Origin of the sequence: Streptomyces bungoensis (assembly GCF_001514215.1) — a bacterium.
GTDB classification, from domain to species: Bacteria; Actinomycetota; Actinomycetes; order Streptomycetales; family Streptomycetaceae; genus Streptomyces; species Streptomyces bungoensis.
Genome location: NZ_KQ948855.1, coordinates 1 through 18,522, shown reverse-complemented (window position 1 = coordinate 18,522; position 18,522 = coordinate 1). Strand labels below are relative to the sequence as shown.

The window sequence follows — 18,522 nt, the reverse complement described above, 5'->3', positions numbered from 1 at the left end:
CCGGCTTGATCGCCGTGCCCGCCGTGCTCGCCGAACTCGGCGGAAACGCCGCTGGTCCGCGGGCACTATGGGGACGTGACCTCCTCCGACCTCTCCGCCCAGCCGGACCGCCTCCTCGACGAACTCACCGCCGAACGGGACGCCGTGCTCGACCGGTTGGCGCAGCTCTCCGCCGGCGACCCGGAGGCCGCCGAGCTGTGCGGGTACGCCGGTGAGCTGAGCCACCGGCTCTACCTGCTGCGCGACGACACCGGCCGGGACGACGAACTCGCGCTCGCCGTCGAGGCGTTCGAGCACGCCTTCCGCTCGCCCGGCGACGATCCGCTGTGGGCGTCCTGGCGGATCCGGTACGGCCACCTGCGGGGCGTGCAGTACGAGGCCGGCGGGGGCGAGCAACTGCTGCAACTCTCGTGGGAGTTACTGGTCGAGGGTGAGCGCGGCCTGCCCGGCGGCGACCCCGACTTCGCGTGGGAGCGGGAGTTCGGGCGGTACGTCGTCGCCCTGTGCGCCAAACTGCGCAGCCTCGCCGCCCCGGACTCCGCCGAGCTGCTCCAGGAGGCCCTGCGGCGGCACGCGGACGCCCTCCGGCACGCCGAGCCCGGCAGCGGGGAGGAGGCCGACCTGCGGGCCGGAGCGGGCTACCTGCACCTCCAGCGGGCCCTGCGCCACGGCGACGCCGACGCCGCCGAGGAATCCGCCCGCCACTACCGCGCCCTCCTCGGCACCGCCCCGCCCGGCGACCTCCCGCAGCTGCACTTCAGCCTCGGCCTCGCCACCATGGTGCACGGACGTGCCCGCGCCGACCGCGAGGAACTGGAAGCCGCCCGGGACGCCTTCGGCACCGCCCTCACCGAGCTGCGCCGGGCCGGCGGCCCCGAACCCGACTGGGCGTTCGAGGCCGAGGCCAACGCCGTCTTCATACGCACCCTCGTCTGGGCCACCTGGCACGACCTCGGCCAGAGCCTCGCCGCCGAGGTCGAGGTGCGCGGCCTGCTGGCGCGGCCCGGCGCCGAGGAACGGCTGCTGACGCAGCACCTGGACATGTTCGGGCGCCTGCTCTACGAGCGGGCCGCCGCCCGCGACGACGCGGAAGGCCGGGACCGGGGCATCGCCCTGCTGCGCCGGGCCCTCGACCAGTGGGAGACGGAGCACGACGGCGACCCCGCCCCCACCGCGATGTTCCTCGCCGTCTTCCAGCAGGCCCGCCACCACGACGACCCCGATCCCGCCCGCGCCCAGGACGTCCTGCGGGCCACCGGGCTGATCCTCGCCGCCGCCGACGACCCGCACGGCCTCGCGCAGTCCGCCCGCATGCTCGACGGCTGGGCCCGCTACACCCTCGCCGACCACGGTGTCCTGCCCAGGACCGACGGACACCCCGAAGGACTCGACACCGAGCGGCTCAGGCAGACCCTGACGGCCATCCTGGACGACTTCCACGCGGGCCGCGCCTACGTCGACTTCGGCGAGGAGGAGTTCCTGCGCGGCATGGGCCGGGACATGACCGGACAGCACCGGCGCATCCAGAGCTTCGAGCAGTCGCTGGCCCGGCTGCGCGCCCTCGAACCGGGCAGCCCCGGCCGGGCCGAACTGGCCACGATGATGCTGGGCAACCTGGTCCTCGTGGACCCGGAGGGCGCCTTCGTCACCGCCGAGCACCGGCAGGAGCTGATGCAGGCGGTGCTCGAGCGGGCCGAGTCGGACCCGGCCTGGCGGGGCAGGGCGCACGCCGTCACCGGCATGGCCCGGCTGCACGAGGAGATGAGCGCCGGCTCCGGCGCCGGACTCGACGAGGTGCTCGCCCACTTCGACCGGGCGGAGGACGGCGGCGGCCTCGGCAGCGCGCCGAACGAGTACAGCCTCACCCTCGCCCGGTTCATGGCCCAGACCCAGCGCGGCCAGACCGGCGGCGCCGGCGACGACATGGAGGCCGGCGCCGCGACCTGGCGGCGGCTGCGCTCCGACCCGGCGATGCCCGCCCACCTGCGCCGCATGGTCGACCTCCAGCAGGCCGGCTTCGACGCGCACTCCGCCGTCCGGCGCGGCGACCTGGCCGACGCCGACCGGAACATCGCCACGCTCACCGAGGGGCACGCGGCGCTCAGCGACGAGGACCCCTCCCGCATCGAGATCCTGGTCCTGCTGGAGAACGCCCGCATGGGCCGCGACAACCTCGCCCGGCACCTCGGCGTCCCCCCGCTGCCCCCGCTCACCGGCCGCCCCGGCACCGACGAACTGCGCCGCCACGCACGCCGGCTGCCGCGCGACCACCGGGCCTGGGTGCTCGGCGACATGGGCATGACCCGCTTCGTACGCGCCGTCGAGCACCGGGACGGGCCGGGCATCGCGGCCGCCATCGGCCTGCTCCGCGAGGCCCACGAGCTGTGCGAGCCGGGCAGCGACAGCCGGCTGCGCTACGCCAACAGCCTGGGCATCGCCCACTGCGCCCTGTCCGAGCTGGAGATCGACCGGGTGCGCCGACGCGAGCGGCTGGCCAAGGGCATCACCCTGCTGGAGGGCGCCTTCGCCGAGGCAGGCGGCCCCGAACACCGCCTCTACGCCGACACCGGCCTGGCCCTCGCCCGCGCCCACCGCTCCCGCGACGACCTGCACCGCCGGGACCGGGCCACGGCCCGCGCCCTCGGCCTGAAGTCGCTGCGCGGCCACGCCTGGGCCGCGCTGCTGCAGTCCGGCACCGACCACGCCACCGTCGCCGCGGCGCAGGCCACCGGGGCCGCGCTGGAGGTGGCCGGCTGGTGCCTGAAGGACGACCGCCCCGAGGAGGCCCTCCAGGCGCTGGACGCCTGCCGGGGCCTGGTCCTGCACGCCGCCCTCACCTCCGTGACCGTCCCCGACCTGCTCACCGCGACCGGGAACACCGCGCTGGCCGCCGAGTGGCGCTCCGCCGGGGCGGAGGAACCCGCGGACCCGCTCAGCGCCGTCAGCGCCCCGCTCACCGTCCCCAGCGCCCTGCGCCGCCGCGTCCTGGCCGCCCTCACCGGCACCGACGCCCCCCACCAGGCCCGCCTGCTGGACCCGCCGAGCCCCGAGGAGATCGCCGAGGCCCTGCGCACCCTCACCAAGGACGCCCTCGTCTACCTCCTGCCCGCCACGGAGGACACCCCCGGCACCGCCCTCGTCGTCACCTCCGGCGCCACGGTCCACGCCATCCCCCTGCCGACCCTGACGGAGGAGGCGGCCCCCCTGCGCGAGTACGGCCCGGCGGAGGGACCGTCCCGGACCACGCCGGCGGCGGCCGCCCCGCCGGGCGCGACCCCCGGCGACGACGGGCCGGCACAGGGCGCCCTGAGCGGCGGCTCACTGGGCGGCCTGAACTCGGGCACCGGTCCGTCGGATGGCTTCCCAGCGGCCCGGACCAGGCGACAGGGCCAGGACGAGGCCGTCGTCACCGGTCGTCCGTCGCAGGCCCCGGCGGGGGAATCCCTCGGCGGGCCGGTTTCCGGTGGCGGTCGTTCGTGGGCGGCTCCTGGTCCGTCGGACGGCGCTCTCGGGGGTCGGGGCGGGCGGCAGGGGGAGGACGAGGCCGTCGTCACTGGTCGTCCGTCGCAGGCCCCGGCGGGGGGATCTCTCGGGGGGCCGGTTTCCGGTGGCGGTCGTTCGTGGGCGGCTCCTGGTCCGTCGGACGGCGCCCTCGCGGGTCGGGGCGGGCGGCAGGGGGAGGACGAGGCCGTCGTCACTGGTCGTCCGTCGCAGGCCCCGGCGGGGGGATCTCTCGGGGGGCCGGTTTCCGGTGGCGGTCGTTCGTGGGCGGCTCCTGGTCCGTCGGACGGCGCTCTCGGGGGTCGGGGCGGGCGGCAGGGGGAGGACGGTGTGCCCGCGGAACGCGGCGGGCGGCCGGGCGGGGACGCCCCCGCGGGGCGGCCGGGCGAGGACGAGGCCGTCGGCGCGGACCGGTCGACGGGAGCCGACCCGGACGGCACCGTCTTCGCCGGCCCAGGGCGTGACCTCGGCCCCGTCCCCGGGCTGCGGCCCGCCGTGCCGCACTCGCTGCGGGCCCAGTTGGACCGGCTCTGCGGCTGGGCCTGGTACGCGGCGATGCGGCCGCTGCTGGAGGCGTTCGAGATGCCGGCGGGGCGGCTGCCGAGGCTGGTGCTGGTGCCGATGGGGAAGCTGGGGCTCGTGCCCTGGCACGCGGCGTGGCAGCCGGGCGGGCCGCGCGGCCGGCAGTACGCGCTGCAGGCCGCCGAGATCTCCTACGCCGCCTCCGCCCGCCTGCTCTGCCAGGTGGCCGCCCGGCCCGCCGCCGAGCACACCGGCGCCGCCCTGATCGTCGGCAACCCCACCGGCGACCTGCGCCACGCCGGTGAGGAGGCCGACGCCGTCCAGCGCGCCTTCTACCCCGAGGCCCGCTACCTGGGCCGCCGCACCACCGGCCCCACCGACGGCCCGGGCACCCCCGGCGAGGTGCTGCGCTGGCTGCGCGAGACGCCGTACGACGGGGCGGTGCTGCACCTCGCCTGCCACGCGTCCGTCGCCGAGAACGCCCGCCGCAGCGCCTACCTCGCCCTGCACGACGGCCCGCTCGCGGCCGAGGAGATCACCGGGGCGGGCGGCGACCGCCTCGGCCTGGTCCTGCTGGCCGCCTGCCGCAGCCACGTCTCGGGCCGGGGCCACAACGAGGCCTACAGCCTCGCCACGGCCTTCCTCACCGCCGGCGCCCGCTCGGTCGTCGGCTCCCTGTGGCCGGTCCCGGACGAGGCGACCTCGGTGCTGATGTTCCTCACCCACCACTTCCTGCGCACCCACGGCGAACCCCCGGCCCGCGCCCTGCGCCGCGCCCAGCTGTGGATGCTCAACCCCGACCGCGAACTGCCTTCCGAGATGCCGGAGTTCCTCGCCGAGCGGGCCCGCCGCATCGACCCGCACGACCTGAGCTCCTGGGCCGGCTTCACCCACCTCGGCCGCTGACCCCCGGACAGGAGGAGACCCCTACGGCACCAGCGTCCGCACCGGCACCGTCACCGTCGTCCAGCGGCCCGCCGCGCCCAGCACCGGGCCCAGGATCCGGCGGCCGGTGGCCGCCTGCCAGGGCGGCAGCCGGAACGGCCGGGTGTTCAGCTCCCGGTCTGCCACGACCAGTTTCAGCCAGTCCCGCGCCTCGGCCCCCGGCACCGCCGGCCGGGAGGCGGGCAGGGACAGTCGCACCGGGTCCCCGTCCAGCGCGTACCCCGTGTGCCCGGGCCCGATGAAGTGGCCGGGGAACAGCACCGGGTCGGCGGCGTAACCGTCCGTCAGGTCCAGCAGGACGCACCACAGGGTGCGGTCGGGGGAGCGGTTGTGCAGCCGGATCGACACCCACGGCGGGCGCCCGTCGGCGCCGTACGGGCAGACGATCTCCCCGGCGGCGTCCGGCCGCAGCGGCTCGCCCGAGTCCCACCGGCGGATCTCCAGCTCCACCAGCCCGTCCAGCAGCGACGGCCGCGGAGTCAGGTCGCGCAGCTGGTGCCAGTGGGTGAGATGGTCCAGGCAGTCCGCGACCCGTTCGGCGTCCACCGGCGCGCGCAGCGGAAGCGCCGGCGTGAACTCCGTACCGTCGCGCCGCAGCACCCGCGCCCACCCGTCGCGCACCCGCACCCGGAAGTGCAGCCCCCGCGCCTCCTGCGGCCCCTCCACCAGCCGTACCAGCGGCCCCAGCGCCGCCGCCAGCGCCGCCACGTCCTGAGGGGAGCCGTCCACCGTCACGCTGGCCGGCGGCAGGGCGACCGCCGACAGCGCGACCGGGTACACCCGCTCCGGCTCCGGCTCCCAGTCCACCGGCACCACCAGCGTCCGCGCGGCCGACACCTCCAGCGCCCGGACGACACCCCGCCCGGGCCCCTCGTCCAGCACCGCGAACGCGGTGCCCTCGGCCCCCGCGGCACCCTCCCGCAGCCCGTGGACGGCACCGCAGTCCACCTCCCAGCCGTCGGCGCCGCACCGCAGCAGGTGCGGGAGCGCCGCCTCCCGGACCGTACCGCCGCCGCCCAGCAGCGGACGGTCCGCGCCGCCGCCCGGCAGGTCCGGCCACAGCACCGGATGCTGGGTGCTGCCCGCCCGCTGCACCCGCGCCGCCGCCCCCGCCAGCAGCTCCCGGCAGGTGGCGGCCGGCCCCGCCGCGCGCACCGCGCCGATCAGCGCGTGTGTGAACGCCCCGTGCCGGCGCCCGTCGAACCAGCCCTCGTACGACGGCTCGTCCAGCCGGCTCGCGGCGAGCAGCACGTGCCGGGCCGGCCCGCCGGCCGCCCGCGCGCCGCTCAGGTCCCAGCCGGGCCGGGGCGGCGCGTACCGCGCGGTCAGCTCCGCCTCCCGCGTCGCGCCCCCGGAGTGGCAGCAGTCCAGCACCGCCGTGACCTGCGCACCGCCCGCCGCCACCCGGTCCAGCAGCGCGCCCAGCCGCTTGTCGGGCAGCGGACCGTCCACGCACACCAGCGCCTGGTTCAGCCCCGTCGCCTCGATCAGCAGGTCGCCGCCGGTGGCCACCTCCTGGGTGCCGTGCCCGGAGAACCACAGCAGCGCCACGTCGCCCTCGCCCGCCGCGCCCAGATGGTTCAGCACCGCGTCCGTCACCGCGCCCACCGTCGCCTCGGCGTCCAGCAGCACGCGCACGTCGGCCCGCTCACCGGCGAGGTCGGTCAGCAGCCGGTGCGCCTCGGCGACGTCGTTGCGGCAGCCGCCCAACGGCTGCGCCACGGAGGCCGGATAGTCGTCGATGCCCACCAGGAGCGCCTTGATTCTCGCCATGCCCCAGAGTTTGCCAAAGGCAAACCAGATGACGAATCGGCGTTACGCGTCGCACTCTTGACGTAGCGTCACTAACCTTGTCTTCCGTGCATCGCACAACCGCTCACCACCCATGACTCTCGGGGGACACATGGGGTACACCGAACGGCCGCGCCGCATCGTGGGGCCGGCCCAGCCCGGCCCGGTCGTCCGGCCGGGGCCCGCGCCGGGGCCCGCGCCGTGGCAGGGCCCGGCCGCCCGCCCGGGCACGGCACCGCCGAACCCGGCAGCCGGCGCGGCCGCCCGCCCGCCGTCCGCCGCCGTCGGCCCGGAGCGGTACGCGCCCCGCTCCCGGAAGCTGCTCGACGCGGTGGGACGGCTCGACGCCGGCCTCGACGAGCGGGCCTGCGGTGCGCTGGCCGACTGGGTCCGCGAGGAGTACGCGACGTCGTACGGCGCCGTCCCGCTCGGCTTCGTCGCCCGCTGCTACCTCGGCCCGCCCTACGTCGACCACCAGCTGAACCTGTTCCACGTCATCGTCCGGCACTTCCCTCCCGCCGAACCGATGCCGGAGCCGTTCTCGGCCGCCCGCATGCTCGCCCGCTCCGGCGGCTACGCCTGCGTCGAGGTCTACGAGGACGGCCTCCTCCTGCCCGTCCTGGACGACGGCACCGTCGTCCGCCCCTGACACCCGGTCCCCGGCCGCGGCCCGTCGTCCCCCAGCGCCCGTCATCCCGCAGCCCGTCCATCCGCAGCCCGCCATGTACGCAGCACGCGAACGGAGTTCCGCATGTCCGAGGTCGACTACACACTGCGCCGGCAGGTGCAGGAGGTCAGCAACCTCGTCATCAGACTCAGCGAGAGGGTCGGCTCCGTCTCCGGCCAGGTCGCCACCGTCGAGGCCAACCAGCAGCAGACCCGAACCGAACTCCAGCAGCTGCGCGACGAGTTCCTCGCCTTCGCCCAGCAGGCGCAGGCCACCGCGAACGTGCAGCGCGCCGAGACCCGCATCGGCGTCATCGAGGACAAGATCGACCACGAGTACGGCCACCACAAGACGGTCCGCCGCACCGCGGTCGGCATGCTGCAGGCCTTCGACGTCGGCCTGGTGTCGGAGGACAACGTCCGGATGGTCGGCGACCAGCTGATGCTCCAGACCCCCCGCTACTGGCTCGCGCCCGCCCTGGTCGCCCTCGCCTCCTGGTCCGCCGACGACCCCGGCCTGTGCGAGCGCGCCGTCGACGAGGCGTTCCGCCGCTCACCCGACCGCACCTCGCTCTTCTTCGCCCTCGTCCTGCGCCGCCAGGGCCGCTCCGAGGCCGCCGTCCGCTGGCTGCGCCACTACCTGCTGAACCAGGACCCGGCCGCCCTCGGCCGCGAGTTCGCGGTCATCCTGGAGGCCATCGCCCAGGGCGCCTTCGGCCCGGTCGGCCGCGAGCTGCTGGACCGCACGCTCGCCGGGTGGCGCTCCCAGCTGATGGACAGCGCCGACGCCCAGGCCCGGCAGGTCCGGCGCTGGCGCGAGGAGCTTGAGTCCCTGCGCGCGCCCTCGCAGCCGGCCGAGTTCCCGCGGCTGGCCGCCGTCTCCCCGCAGTGGGTCACCCTCGACGGCGTCCTGTCCTCCGCACGCGGCCAGCAGGCCGTCCTGGACAAGTACCGCGCCATCATGGAACGGGAGTTCCAGCCGTCCGAGCGCATCGAGGACGCCGTCGACGACATCCTCGACCGGCTGGTCTCCGAGTACGACAACGAGGAGCTGCCGCTGCGCCGCGACCTCGCCTTCAACCAGGCGGTGGTCGACCACGACGGCGACCTCGTCGCCGCCCGCCGGACCGCCGACGCGGACGCGGCCTCGTACGAGGAGACGCTGGACTACCTCACCGTGCAGACCACGGCCGCGCTGAACCCGGGCGCCATCGGCACCTCACCGGCCACCCAGCGGCTGTCCGTCGCCGCCTGCCACGAGTGGTTCCAGCAGGCGCACGCCGCCCACACCCGCGACTACCGGGCCGCCGTGCCCCAGGACGTGCAGGCCCAGTTCGCCACCTCGCACTCCGTCGGCTCGCGCCTGTTCCAGCTGCCCGGCTGGGTCGGCTCCTTCACCCAGCCGCTCGCCGCGCTGGAGAAGTCGCTGAGCGACCACTGGGACCACCACATCGGCCCCTTCGTCGACGCGCTCGCCTTCCCCTGGCTGAAGAAGGTGGCCCCGCTCGTCGGCGTCGTCGCCGCGATCCTGCTCTTCCTCGTCGGCAACTGGCCCTTCCTGGCGCTGGGCTCCGCCGCGATCGTCGGCCTCGTCTGGGGCCTGGTCCTGCGCCAGCAGGCCCAGACCGCCAAGCGCGCCCAGGACGCGGCCCGCGAACTGCTGGATCGCGCCAAGACCGAGTCCCTGCACCAGCTGCGCGGCGCGTCCGCCGAACTGACCGACTGGTACGAGAAGTTCACCGCCGCCGACAAGGCGGAGGCGAAGGTCCGCGAACTGATCGCCACCCTGCCGACGGCCGGGGGCGGGGCGTCGCCGTTCGAGGGCCGGGTGGTACGCAAGGAGGCTGCCGCCGGGGCCGGGGCGCCGACCGGGCCGCGGGGCGGCTGGGAGCCCGCAGGCGAGTCGCCGGCCGGCCGGAGGCCCACGGGTGACGCGGCGGACGGCGGGACGTTCGTCCCCGGGGACCGGGCCCCCAAGGAGCCCGCGACCGAGCCGCAGGACGCCGAGGAGCCCCGGGTCCCGGCTGAGCCCCACGGCGTCGAGGAGCCCCGGGTCCCGGCCGCCGCCCAGGACGCCAAGCAGCCCTGGATCCCGGCCCAGGACGCCGAGGAGACCAAGACCGCGCCCGAGACCCAGGAGGACAGCGCCCGATGAGCACGCCACCACCGCCCGCCCACCAGCCTGCCCACGACACCGCCCCGCAGGCGCCCGGCGCGGCACCGGACGGGAACCCGGGGGCGGCCGCGGCGCAGCAGGCCGGGGCCACCGGAGCCACCGTTCCGCCGCAGGCGGCGGCCGGACCGGTCGCGGACCCCTCGTCCCCGTGGGCGCCCCCGCCCGGGCAGGCCGCACCCGCCGCCCCGCAGCCTTCGCAGAACCCGTGGGCCGCGGCGGCCCCGCAGCCCGCCCCCCAGCCCCAGCCGGCCACGCCCCAGCCCGCCGCGCCCCGGCAGCCCGCCCCCCGGTCGGCGGCCTCCCCCTGGGCCGCCTCCGCGGACGCGTCCCGCGCGCAGGCCTCCCCCTGGGCCGCGCAGCGCCGTCCGCAGCAGGAGCGGGTCACCAGCAGGCTCCGGCGGGTCGTGGAGGGGCTGCCCGACTGGGAGCCGCTGCCGCCCGGCGAGACCCTCGTCCGACGGCCGGGCAGCACCGTATGACCGGCCTCTGGGGCGACGGCGGCCCCTACCAGGCCTGGGTCGGTTTCCTGCGCCGCTGGGCGGCCCTGGAACCCGCCGACCCGGCCGGCCTGCCCGCCCTGCGGGAGGAGCAGTACGACAGCGACACCTGGGTCCGGCTGACCGAACACCTCACCAGCGCCCTGAACACCCGCCTGGTCACCTGGGCCGAGCACCTCGTGCGCGCCCTGAACGGGACGCGGGACGAGTTCAGCTGGGGCCGCGAGCTGGCCCAGGCCCGCACCGGCCTGCACACCGTCCGCGCCCTCGCCGCCCACCCCGGCCTCCCGGAGTCCCTGCGCGGCCGCCTCGCCGAACTCGTCGACGACCAGATCACCCAGGTGCAGGCCCAGCTGGAGCGGAACCTGGAGGACGAGATCCGGCGCGGCACCGACCCCCGCCTCGTCGAGCGCCGCCGCCGCACCCTGCGGGACAACGACCTGACCGCGACCTTCACGGTGCGCCCGGCCCCGGACGCGTGGGCCTATGACCCCGCCGCGCCCCCGAGACGGCGCATCGTGCCCGAGTGAGGCCGACGCGGGCCCCGCCGCCCGCACAGCGCCCCGCACCCACCCTCCCCGCAGCCCGAGAAGGCCCGTACCCCGAATGTCGAACTACGCCGAGAGCCTCAGCCACCTCGACAGCTACATCTCCGCCCGCGTCCCGGTCATCGCGATGCGCACCATCGAGCAGCAGCGCGCCCTGCGCCTGCTGCGCGAGGCGGCCACCCAGTCCCGGCGCAGCAGCATGCCGTTCTGGATCTACACCCGGGCCACCGGCCTGCGCGACCTGCGCACCAACGCGCCGGTCCAGGACGACCGCTCCCTCGCCGGCGCGATGGACTTCGCCGCCGCCCAGTTCGGCAGCCGCCCCAACGCCACGATCGTGTTCGTGGACCCCGACGAACTCGAGTCGGACACCCCGGTCACCCGCCACTTCGCCGAACTGGCCCGCCTGGCGGACAGCAACATGGGCAGCATCGTCCTGATCACCGACACCCCCATCTGGAGCGGCCTGCAGCGCCTCGGCATGAGCCTGCGCCTGGACCTGCCCGACTCCGAGGAGATGTACGGCATCCTCAGCGGCTTCCTCGGCGACCACCACGGCCACATCCCCATCGAGTGGACCGAGGAGGACGCCCGCCGCGCGGCCGAGTTCCTCAGCGGCGTCACCGAGGCCGAGTGCGTCAACCTGATGGCGACCATCGCCGCCAAGGGCGCCATCCGCCGCGAGGACGTCCTCGGCCTCGCCCAGGCCAAGGACCGCATCTTCAGCGACCTCACCGGCCTGGAGCGGGTCCACCTCAAGCAGAGCGACTACGCCATCGGCGGCCTGACGGGCCTGCGCACCTGGCTCGAACGCAAGCACGACATGATCTCGCGCGACCTGCGCCACACGGCCCTGCGTCCGCCGCGCGGCGTCCTGCTGGTGGGCGTTCCCGGCTGCGGCAAGTCCCTGTCCGCCAAGGCGATCGCCCACGACTGGCAACTGCCGCTCTACCGGCTGGACATGGCCAGCATCCACGGCAAGTACCTCGGCGAGTCCGAGGGCCGCTTCCGCGAGGCCCTCGCCATGGCCGACCGGGTGGCTCCCTGCGTCCTGTGGATCGACGAGATCGAGAAGGGCCTGGCGGGCCGCGACGACATGTCCGGCGTCCCGCAGCGCATCATCGGCCAGTTCCTCTACTGGCTCCAGGAGTCGCAGTCGCGCGCGTTCGTCGTCGCCACGGCCAACGACATCCGCAGCCTGCCGCCCGAACTGCTGCGCAAGGGCCGCTTCGACGAGCTGTTCTTCGTCGACCTGCCCGACGCCCAGGACCGCAAGGAGATCATCCGCATCTACCACCACCGCTACCTCCAGGCCCACCCCGACCCCGAGCAGCTCGACCGCCTGGTCGACCTCTCCGAGGGCTTCGCCGGCTCCGACATCGAGGCCGCGCTGCACGACGTGGGCGAGGAGGTGGTCCGCCGCGGGGGCATCGACCGGTTGAAGGACTCCTACGTCATGGACACCTTCGCCCAGGTGCGCCCGCTGAGCGTGAGCAACCCCGAGCAGATCGAGGAGATCCGCGCCTGGGGCCGCGAGCGCGCGGTGCCGGCGGGCCGCGCGGCGGTGACCCCGGTACCCGGCGACGGCGGCCGCACCCGCCGCATCGTCTTCATGGACGAGTGACGCGAGACAAGTGACGCAAGTGGCCCCGGGGATCGGTGGTCGGACTGGTTCCGACACAGGAACGTCGTCCATACTGCCGCCGTGGAGCAGCGCATAGGATCGAGCAGCGAGCCCCTGAAGGGCGAGCCCGTCAAGGGCGCCGGTTTCGACCCGGCCTACATTCCCGGCCTGACGGCCCCGGCGGCTCAGCCGCGGGACGCCGGACCGCAGGATGCCGTGCCGCAGGACGCGCCGGAGCCGGCCACCGGGACACCGGGCGACCCGACGGCCGAGGCGGCGACCGACGAGCCGGCGGACCTGGCGGCGACGCCCCCCGAGGGCCCGGTCTTCGAAGCCGGCGACCGCCGCGCCAAGTTCGCCGCCGACCACCGCGGCGTCCGCCTCAGCCTCGACGAGGAGTCCTGCGAGTTCGGCTGGGACGAGATCGCGGCGGTCGAAACGGAGTCCCCCCGCTTCGGCAAGCGCTTCACGATCACGGTCCACACCCCGGAGCGCCGCTGGTACCCGATCGAGATCGAGGCCCCGGCCCGCAGCAGCTTCAAGCAGTGGGAGTCGGAGCTGGACGCGGTGCTGGACGCGTACTTCGAGGAGGGCTCCGCCTAGGACGTGGGGCGGGTGCGGCCCGGGACGCGGGTGTAGGCCGTCCGGGTGAACCTGGGGAAGGGGACTCCAGGAACGCTTGATCGAGCGCCGCAAGGAGCAGTGTCATGTCCATGCGCCGCGTCCCCGCCGCCGTCCTCACCGCGGCCGCCCTCGGCGGGCGCGGGTTCGCCGACGCCGCCGCGTCCCAGGGGCCGCCCGTCCCCGCATCGGCCGGCAGCAGTGCGTGGATCACGGTGGTGACGTGGTGAACACGGCTCCCCGCGTGTACGTCTGCCAGGGCGGCCCGTACAACTCGCTGCCCATCACGTCGATGTGAGCGCGGGCGCGGCCGGTGCCCCTCACCCGACGAGCCGGGCGTACGCCCGTGACTCACTCCTCCACGAAGAGCGCGGCGGTGTCCGGCGCTGAAGTGGACGAGGTTCTTGTCCGCCTGTTCCGCCCCCGTCCGATCGGACCGGCCGGACGCTGCTTGCCCTCGTGGGTTTCTTGACGGCCCCCTCACCTGTCCCCTGCGGGCGCTTCCGCCGTACCGGGTCGTTCGGTGAGCGGGCGGAGCGTGTCGAGGAGCCCGACGTTCGACGGCCTCGTCCAAGATTTCGACATGGCCGGCACCCCGCATGACGTTCACGGCGGGGCACCCCGGGCAAGTAGTTGACACATCACCTATCTGAATGTACGGTCATTGAAAGTTGAACAGAAAGAATGGTGGTCCCGCGAGGCCACCCGATCAAGGAGAAGATCATGGGACAGCTGGACGGCAAGACGGTCGTCGTCACCGGAGGCACCAGCGGCATCGGACTGGCCGCGGCCCGCCGCTTCCGCGAGGAGGGCGCCCACGTCTACATCACCGGGCGCCGCAAGGAAACCCTCGCCAGGGCCGCCGAGGAGATCGGCGGAAACGTCACCCCCGTACAGGCGGACAGCGCCGACCTGGCCGACCTCGACCGCCTGTACGCCACCATCGCCGCACACGGCCACCGCGTCGACGTCCTCTTCGCCAACGCCGGCGGAGGCGAGTTCGCCACTCTCGAGCAGGTGACCGAGGAGCACTTCGACAGCACCTTCGACACCAACGTCAAGGGTGTCCTCTTCACCGTCCAGAAGGCCCTGCCCCTGCTCAACGACGGCTCCTCCGTCATCCTCACCGGCTCCACCGCGGGCAGCGTCGGCAACGAGGCCTTCGGCGTCTACGGCGCCTCCAAGGCCGCCATCCGCTCCTTCGCCCGCACCTGGGCCAACGAACTGCGCACCCGCAACATCCGAGTCAACGCCATCGCCCCCGGACCCATCACCACGCCCGGGCTCAACGGACTCGCCCCCGACGACGAGCAGGCCGCACAGTTGCGCGACACGCTGGTCGGCACCGTCCCGCTCGGCCGCATGGGCCGGCCCGAGGAAGTCGCCTCCGTCGCGCTCTTCCTCGCCACCGACGCGTCCAGCTTCATCACCGGCACCGAGATCTTCGTCGACGGCGGCGCCAACCAGGTCTGACCCGCACCACCCGCACCGGCGGCGAAGGGGCCGCGGCACCCGGCACGCGGCCCCGCCACCGGCACTCGACACGAGCGACTCGACCCCCGCGTATCTGGCGCCACTCGCCGCAGCGGCGTCGGCCCGTTCCTCGGCGTGGGGCACTACGCGAAGAGCCTGCTGCGCCAGGGCTTCGCGCAGGACGACATCGCCGACGGCGGCAGGGACCGCCGACGCCCTCGTCGCCCGGGGCACCGTCGACACCATCGGCGAGCGCGTCCAGGCCCGCCTCGACGCCGGCGCCACCCACGTCGCCCTGCACGCCATCGGCTCCGACGAGGGACTGCCGCGCACGCAGTGTGCGGGAGCCCGTCCCGCCGGCCCGCTGACGACGGCGGGGCAGGGCCCGGTTCCGCGCCGCCGACGGCCGGACCGGGGATGTCCGGAAGATGACTGAAGCGTCAACCATTCCCTAGGGTGGACGCATGACTGAGGCACCCCGCTGGCTCACTCCCGTCGAGGAACGGGCGTGGCGCGGCATCCTGCGCATGCACGATCTCCTGGTCCAGCAGGCCGGGCGGTCACTGCAGAGCCGGTTCGGCCTGTCCGCCGCCGACTACACCGTCCTGGCCGAGCTCACCCGTGCGCCGGACGACCGCCTGCGCATGGGCGACCTCGCCCAGGTACTGGGGTGGGAGAAGAGCAGGTTGTCGCACCATCTCGCGCGCATGGTGAAGCGCGGAATCGTCACCCGCGAGGACTGCGCCGATGACCGACGGGGGGCGTACGTCGTGGTCACCGAGGCCGGGTGCGCGGCCATGAGGGCGGCGGCGCCACGCCACGTCGAGGACGTCCGCCGCCTGTTCCTGGACCACCTCACGCCCGCTCAGACCGCCCTGCTGGCGGAGATCACCGACACGGTCATCGAGAAGATCGACCCGCAGTAGCACTCCGGCGAAACCGCCGCGGTACCGCAGTGACCGAGGCGGTCCGGCCGCTCACTGGAACGCGACGGTGAGCCAAGGACTGTCGGGTTCGGACATCAGGACCCGGTGTACGTCGACCATGTCCGTGTACCAGCTCCCGAACTCCTCGTCGTCGAAGTGCAGGCACCGCCCGAGGATGTACCCGGCGGCGAAGTCCTGCCAGGACTTGTACGACCGTGCGGCGGCCCGGCCGGCCTCGACGACGGCGGACTCGGCCTCCGGCAGCGAGCAGTACCGGGCGCCCAGTCCCCAGCGGGCCATGCCGGAGGCGCGCCCGAAGTTCCAGGCGTCCACGGAGGTGACGAACCGGTTCTCGTCGAGGATGCCGTCGGCCCGGAAGCGGGCCTCGTACCGCGTGATGCGCCCCACGAGGTGCTGGACGCCCTTGATGCGCGCCTCGGTCTCGGCCTCCGGCGCGGTGGGAGTGGTGGTGACCCCGTCGGGCGTGATGACGGTCTCCCCGCCCGCGCGGCCGCGCAGCACCCGGGCGACCGCGTCACGCCAGTAGGTGGTGTCGACGTGGCCGCCGAAGTCGCGGGCGATCGTCCGGCGCAGCCCGAGGGCGAACTCCCAGACGGGGTTGGCACCGTCGGGGTCGAGCAGGGCCCGCTGCTGTTCCTGCCACTCCTCCCGGCCGGTGACCCCCCACCACTCGCGCAACTGCTGACGTTCCGCCGGATACCCGTTGCCGTGGTACGCCATGGCGTTCCACGGCTGCCCGTACCGCACGAACAGCGGCGCGCCGCAGGCCAGTCCGCGCGCGACGGGTCCCTCCAGCGGCCCGCCGAGCCGGAGCGTGCGCACCCGCGTCCGGTTCAGCGGAGCCTTCGCCCGCTCGCCGTGCCGCGCCCAGGCGGCGGAGTGCGGCGGCGCGCCGGGCAGGAACGCCTCGCACGGCGTGCCCGGGTTGACCACGATCACGGCCGGATCGCTCGGCGCCCACACCCGCGCGAACCAGTCGAGCTTCTGCCAGTCGAACACCCGCTGCGGCTCCGGCGCCGGCAGCATGCCCTCCGTGTACACGGCCCAGATCCGGCCGCCGGCCACCCGGGGGTCGTACCCGAAGAGGGGAACGATCTTGCTCGGCCGGGCGTCCGCCGCGTCGCGCCGTATCTCGAAGTACAGGCGGCTGTCGGCGAGGACGTCGAAGTAGCCCGTCCAGTCCTCGCGCGTCCTGGCCTCCAGCAGGGCCTGCTCGACGCCGGTCGGGGGAGTCCAGACAGGCGGCGGTGGCGTGGCGGCGGGGGGAGCGGGGGCCGGGGGTGTCGCGGCAGACGGCGTCGGAGGCGGCGGAATCGCGGGCCCGAACCCTGCGGGCGGAGGACCGAACGACATGTTTGCCCTTTTCAACTTGTGGCCGTCTGAGGCAACTTGACTCGCCTGATCATGTTATGCGACCGGGCGAGAACCCGTCGGGCGGGGCCGCCCACCTTCCGGTCCGCTCAGCGGCGCCGCAGTGCCGGGTCGAGCAGCGACGGCGGGGTGTCGTGCTTCTCGTGCGCGGCCAGGTCGGTGCCCGGCGCGACGACGGCGTCGATCGCGTCGAGTACGTCGGCGGAGAGCACGGTGTCGGCGGCGGCGAGCTGCGCGCGCAGGTGGTCCGGCGTGCGGGGGCCGATGAGCGCACTGGTCACCGCGGGATGCGCGGTCACGAAGCCCAGGGCGAGCTGGATCATCGTCAGGCCGGCCTCGTCGGCGATCCCGGCCAGCCGCTCCACGGCGTCGAGCCGGGCCCGGTTGGCGGGGAGGCTGATGTCGAAGCGGTCCGGCATGAACGTCGAGCGGCTGGTGGTGATGTCCCGACCCGCGCGGATCGCGCCCGACAGCCAGCCGGAGGCCAGCGGGCTCCACGCCAGCACACCGAGTCCGTACTCCTCGGTCACGGGCAGGACGTGGGTCTCGATCCCGCGCTGGAGGATCGAGTAGCTGGGCTGCTCGGTGACGTAGCGGCCCAGCCGGTGCTCGCGGGCGGCCCACTGGGCCTGCACGATGCGGTGGGCGGGGAAGGTCGAGGAGCCGAAGTAGCGGATCTTGCCCGCCCGTTGCAGGTCGGTCAGGGCCGACAGGGTCTCCTCGTCGCTGGTCCGCGGGTCCCAGCGGTGGATCTGGTAGAGATCGACGTGGTCGACGCCGAGCCGGCGCAGGCTGTCGTCCAGCGCGGTGACCAGCCAGCGCCGCGAACTGCCGCGGTGGTTGCGCTCGTCGCCCATCGGCATGGTCGCCTTCGTCGCCAGCACGATGTCGTCGCGGCGGCCGGCGACGGCCTTGCCGACCATCTCCTCCGACTCGCCGCCGCTGTACACGTCGGCGGTGTCGATGAGGTTGACCCCCGCCTCCAGGGCGGCGTCGACGAGGGCGGTGGCCTCGTCCTGGGTGGTACGTCCGATCCGGCCGAAGTTCATCGCGCCGAGCGCGAGGGTGCTGACCTGCACACCGGTGCGGCCCAAAGTGCGGTACTGCATGACCGTGTCTCCTCGTTGCGAGTGGAGCGGGGTGGGATGACATGATGAGAAAGCGGAACGCCGTTCCGGAAAAGACGATACGGAACACTGTTCCGCTTTGGCAAGCGAGTCGGCGGTCAGCGGGTCAGTGGAAGGAGATGTGCGGTGAAGGACAGCGAGGAGGGCACCGGGCGCGCTGCCCCGTCCCGGCGGAAGGACGCCCAGCGCAACAAGGAGGCCCTGCTCGACGCGGCCGCCGCGGTCTTCGTCGCGTCGGGCGTGGAGGCGCCGGTGCGCGACATCGCGGCCCGGGCGGGCGTCGGCCTGGGCACGATCTACCGCCACTTCCCGACGCGGGCGGACCTCATCATCGCCGTCTACCGGCACCAGGTCGACGCCTGCGCCGAGGCGGGCCCGGCCCTGCTGGAGACCAGCGCGTCCCCCTGCGCCGCGCTGGGAGAGTGGATCAACCGGTTCGTCGACTTCCTGGTCACCAAGCACGGCCTCGCGGCCGTACTGCAGTCCGACAACGCCGGCTTCGAGACACTGCACGCCTACTTCCTCGACCGCCTGGTCCCCGTCTGCACCGACCTCCTGGACGCCGCGGCCGCCGCCGGCGAGATCCGCTCCGACCTGACGGCGTACGAGCTGATGCGCGGCGTCGGGAACCTGTGCGTCGGCGCGGAGAGCGACCCCCGCTACGACGCGCGCCGGCTGGTGGAACTGCTGGTCGCGGGGCTGCGGCGCCTGGA

The 18,522-nt window shown here is 74.7% G+C and carries 14 protein-coding genes; 11 read left to right on the top strand and 3 right to left on the bottom strand.

Annotated features, from left to right (window positions below):
• The first annotated feature begins 75 nt into the window (after nucleotides 1-75).
• A complete protein-coding gene (locus AQJ66_RS40615) occupies nucleotides 76-4,929 on the top strand; it encodes a CHAT domain-containing protein (protein ID WP_061920257.1) in 4,854 nt (1,617 codons plus the stop codon).
• Nucleotides 4,930-4,950: 21 nt separating this feature from the next.
• Here the strand turns inward: AQJ66_RS40615 and AQJ66_RS12560 are convergent, their stop codons facing one another.
• The gene (locus tag AQJ66_RS12560; RefSeq protein WP_061920255.1) at nucleotides 4,951-6,741 is read right to left on the bottom strand and encodes a caspase family protein; all 1,791 of its coding nucleotides are present in this window, start codon (nucleotides 6,739-6,741) and stop codon (nucleotides 4,951-4,953) included.
• Nucleotides 6,742-6,871: 130 nt separating this feature from the next.
• On the opposite strand from AQJ66_RS12560, the gene AQJ66_RS12555 reads away from it, so the two are divergent.
• From AQJ66_RS12555 to AQJ66_RS12520, 9 genes are all read left to right on the top strand, one after another.
• Nucleotides 6,872-7,408, top strand: coding sequence for a hypothetical protein (locus tag AQJ66_RS12555; protein WP_061920253.1), 537 nt, complete (start codon nucleotides 6,872-6,874; stop codon nucleotides 7,406-7,408).
• Between the two features lie 102 nt (nucleotides 7,409-7,510).
• Nucleotides 7,511-9,580 carry a hypothetical protein gene (locus AQJ66_RS12550; protein WP_244162810.1) on the top strand — a complete coding sequence of 690 codons (2,070 nt, stop codon included), beginning with the start codon at nucleotides 7,511-7,513 and terminating at the stop codon, nucleotides 9,578-9,580.
• Nucleotides 9,577-10,080: a hypothetical protein gene (locus AQJ66_RS12545; protein WP_061920251.1), complete on the top strand. Its 504-nt coding sequence runs from the start codon at nucleotides 9,577-9,579 to the stop codon at nucleotides 10,078-10,080. Before AQJ66_RS12550 ends, AQJ66_RS12545 begins: the two co-directional genes overlap by 4 nt.
• Nucleotides 10,077-10,628, top strand: coding sequence for a hypothetical protein (locus AQJ66_RS12540; RefSeq protein ID WP_061920249.1), 552 nt, complete (start codon nucleotides 10,077-10,079; stop codon nucleotides 10,626-10,628). The genes AQJ66_RS12545 and AQJ66_RS12540 overlap by 4 nt, the downstream gene beginning before the upstream one ends.
• A 76-nt stretch (nucleotides 10,629-10,704) precedes the next feature.
• Complete coding sequence (locus AQJ66_RS12535; RefSeq protein WP_061920247.1) at nucleotides 10,705-12,270, top strand: AAA family ATPase; 1,566 nt, start codon at nucleotides 10,705-10,707, stop codon at nucleotides 12,268-12,270.
• 81 nt (nucleotides 12,271-12,351) lie between these two features.
• Entirely contained in the window at nucleotides 12,352-12,873 is a 522-nt protein-coding gene (locus AQJ66_RS12530; RefSeq protein ID WP_061920245.1) for a hypothetical protein, read from the top strand.
• Nucleotides 12,874-12,977: 104 nt separating this feature from the next.
• On the top strand, nucleotides 12,978-13,121 hold the full coding sequence (locus tag AQJ66_RS38815; protein ID WP_159052556.1) for a hypothetical protein: 144 nt from the start codon (nucleotides 12,978-12,980) through the stop codon (nucleotides 13,119-13,121).
• A gap of 493 nt (nucleotides 13,122-13,614) precedes the next feature.
• Complete coding sequence (locus AQJ66_RS12525) at nucleotides 13,615-14,364, top strand: glucose 1-dehydrogenase (protein ID WP_061920865.1); 750 nt, start codon at nucleotides 13,615-13,617, stop codon at nucleotides 14,362-14,364.
• Between the two features lie 527 nt (nucleotides 14,365-14,891).
• Nucleotides 14,892-15,290, top strand: coding sequence for a MarR family winged helix-turn-helix transcriptional regulator (locus AQJ66_RS12520; RefSeq protein WP_061920862.1), 399 nt, complete (start codon nucleotides 14,892-14,894; stop codon nucleotides 15,288-15,290).
• Between the two features lie 51 nt (nucleotides 15,291-15,341).
• Here the strand turns inward: AQJ66_RS12520 and AQJ66_RS12515 are convergent, their stop codons facing one another.
• Together AQJ66_RS12515 and AQJ66_RS12510 are read right to left on the bottom strand one after the other, a co-directional pair.
• Nucleotides 15,342-16,664: a DUF1266 domain-containing protein gene (locus AQJ66_RS12515; protein ID WP_061920244.1), complete on the bottom strand. Its 1,323-nt coding sequence runs from the start codon at nucleotides 16,662-16,664 to the stop codon at nucleotides 15,342-15,344.
• A 107-nt stretch (nucleotides 16,665-16,771) separates the two neighbouring features.
• Entirely contained in the window at nucleotides 16,772-17,791 is a 1,020-nt protein-coding gene (locus tag AQJ66_RS12510) for an aldo/keto reductase (protein WP_061920241.1), read from the bottom strand.
• A 144-nt stretch (nucleotides 17,792-17,935) separates the two neighbouring features.
• On the opposite strand from AQJ66_RS12510, the gene AQJ66_RS12505 reads away from it, so the two are divergent.
• A partial coding sequence (locus AQJ66_RS12505; protein WP_061920240.1) for a TetR/AcrR family transcriptional regulator occupies nucleotides 17,936-18,522 on the top strand: 587 nt, incomplete at its 3' end.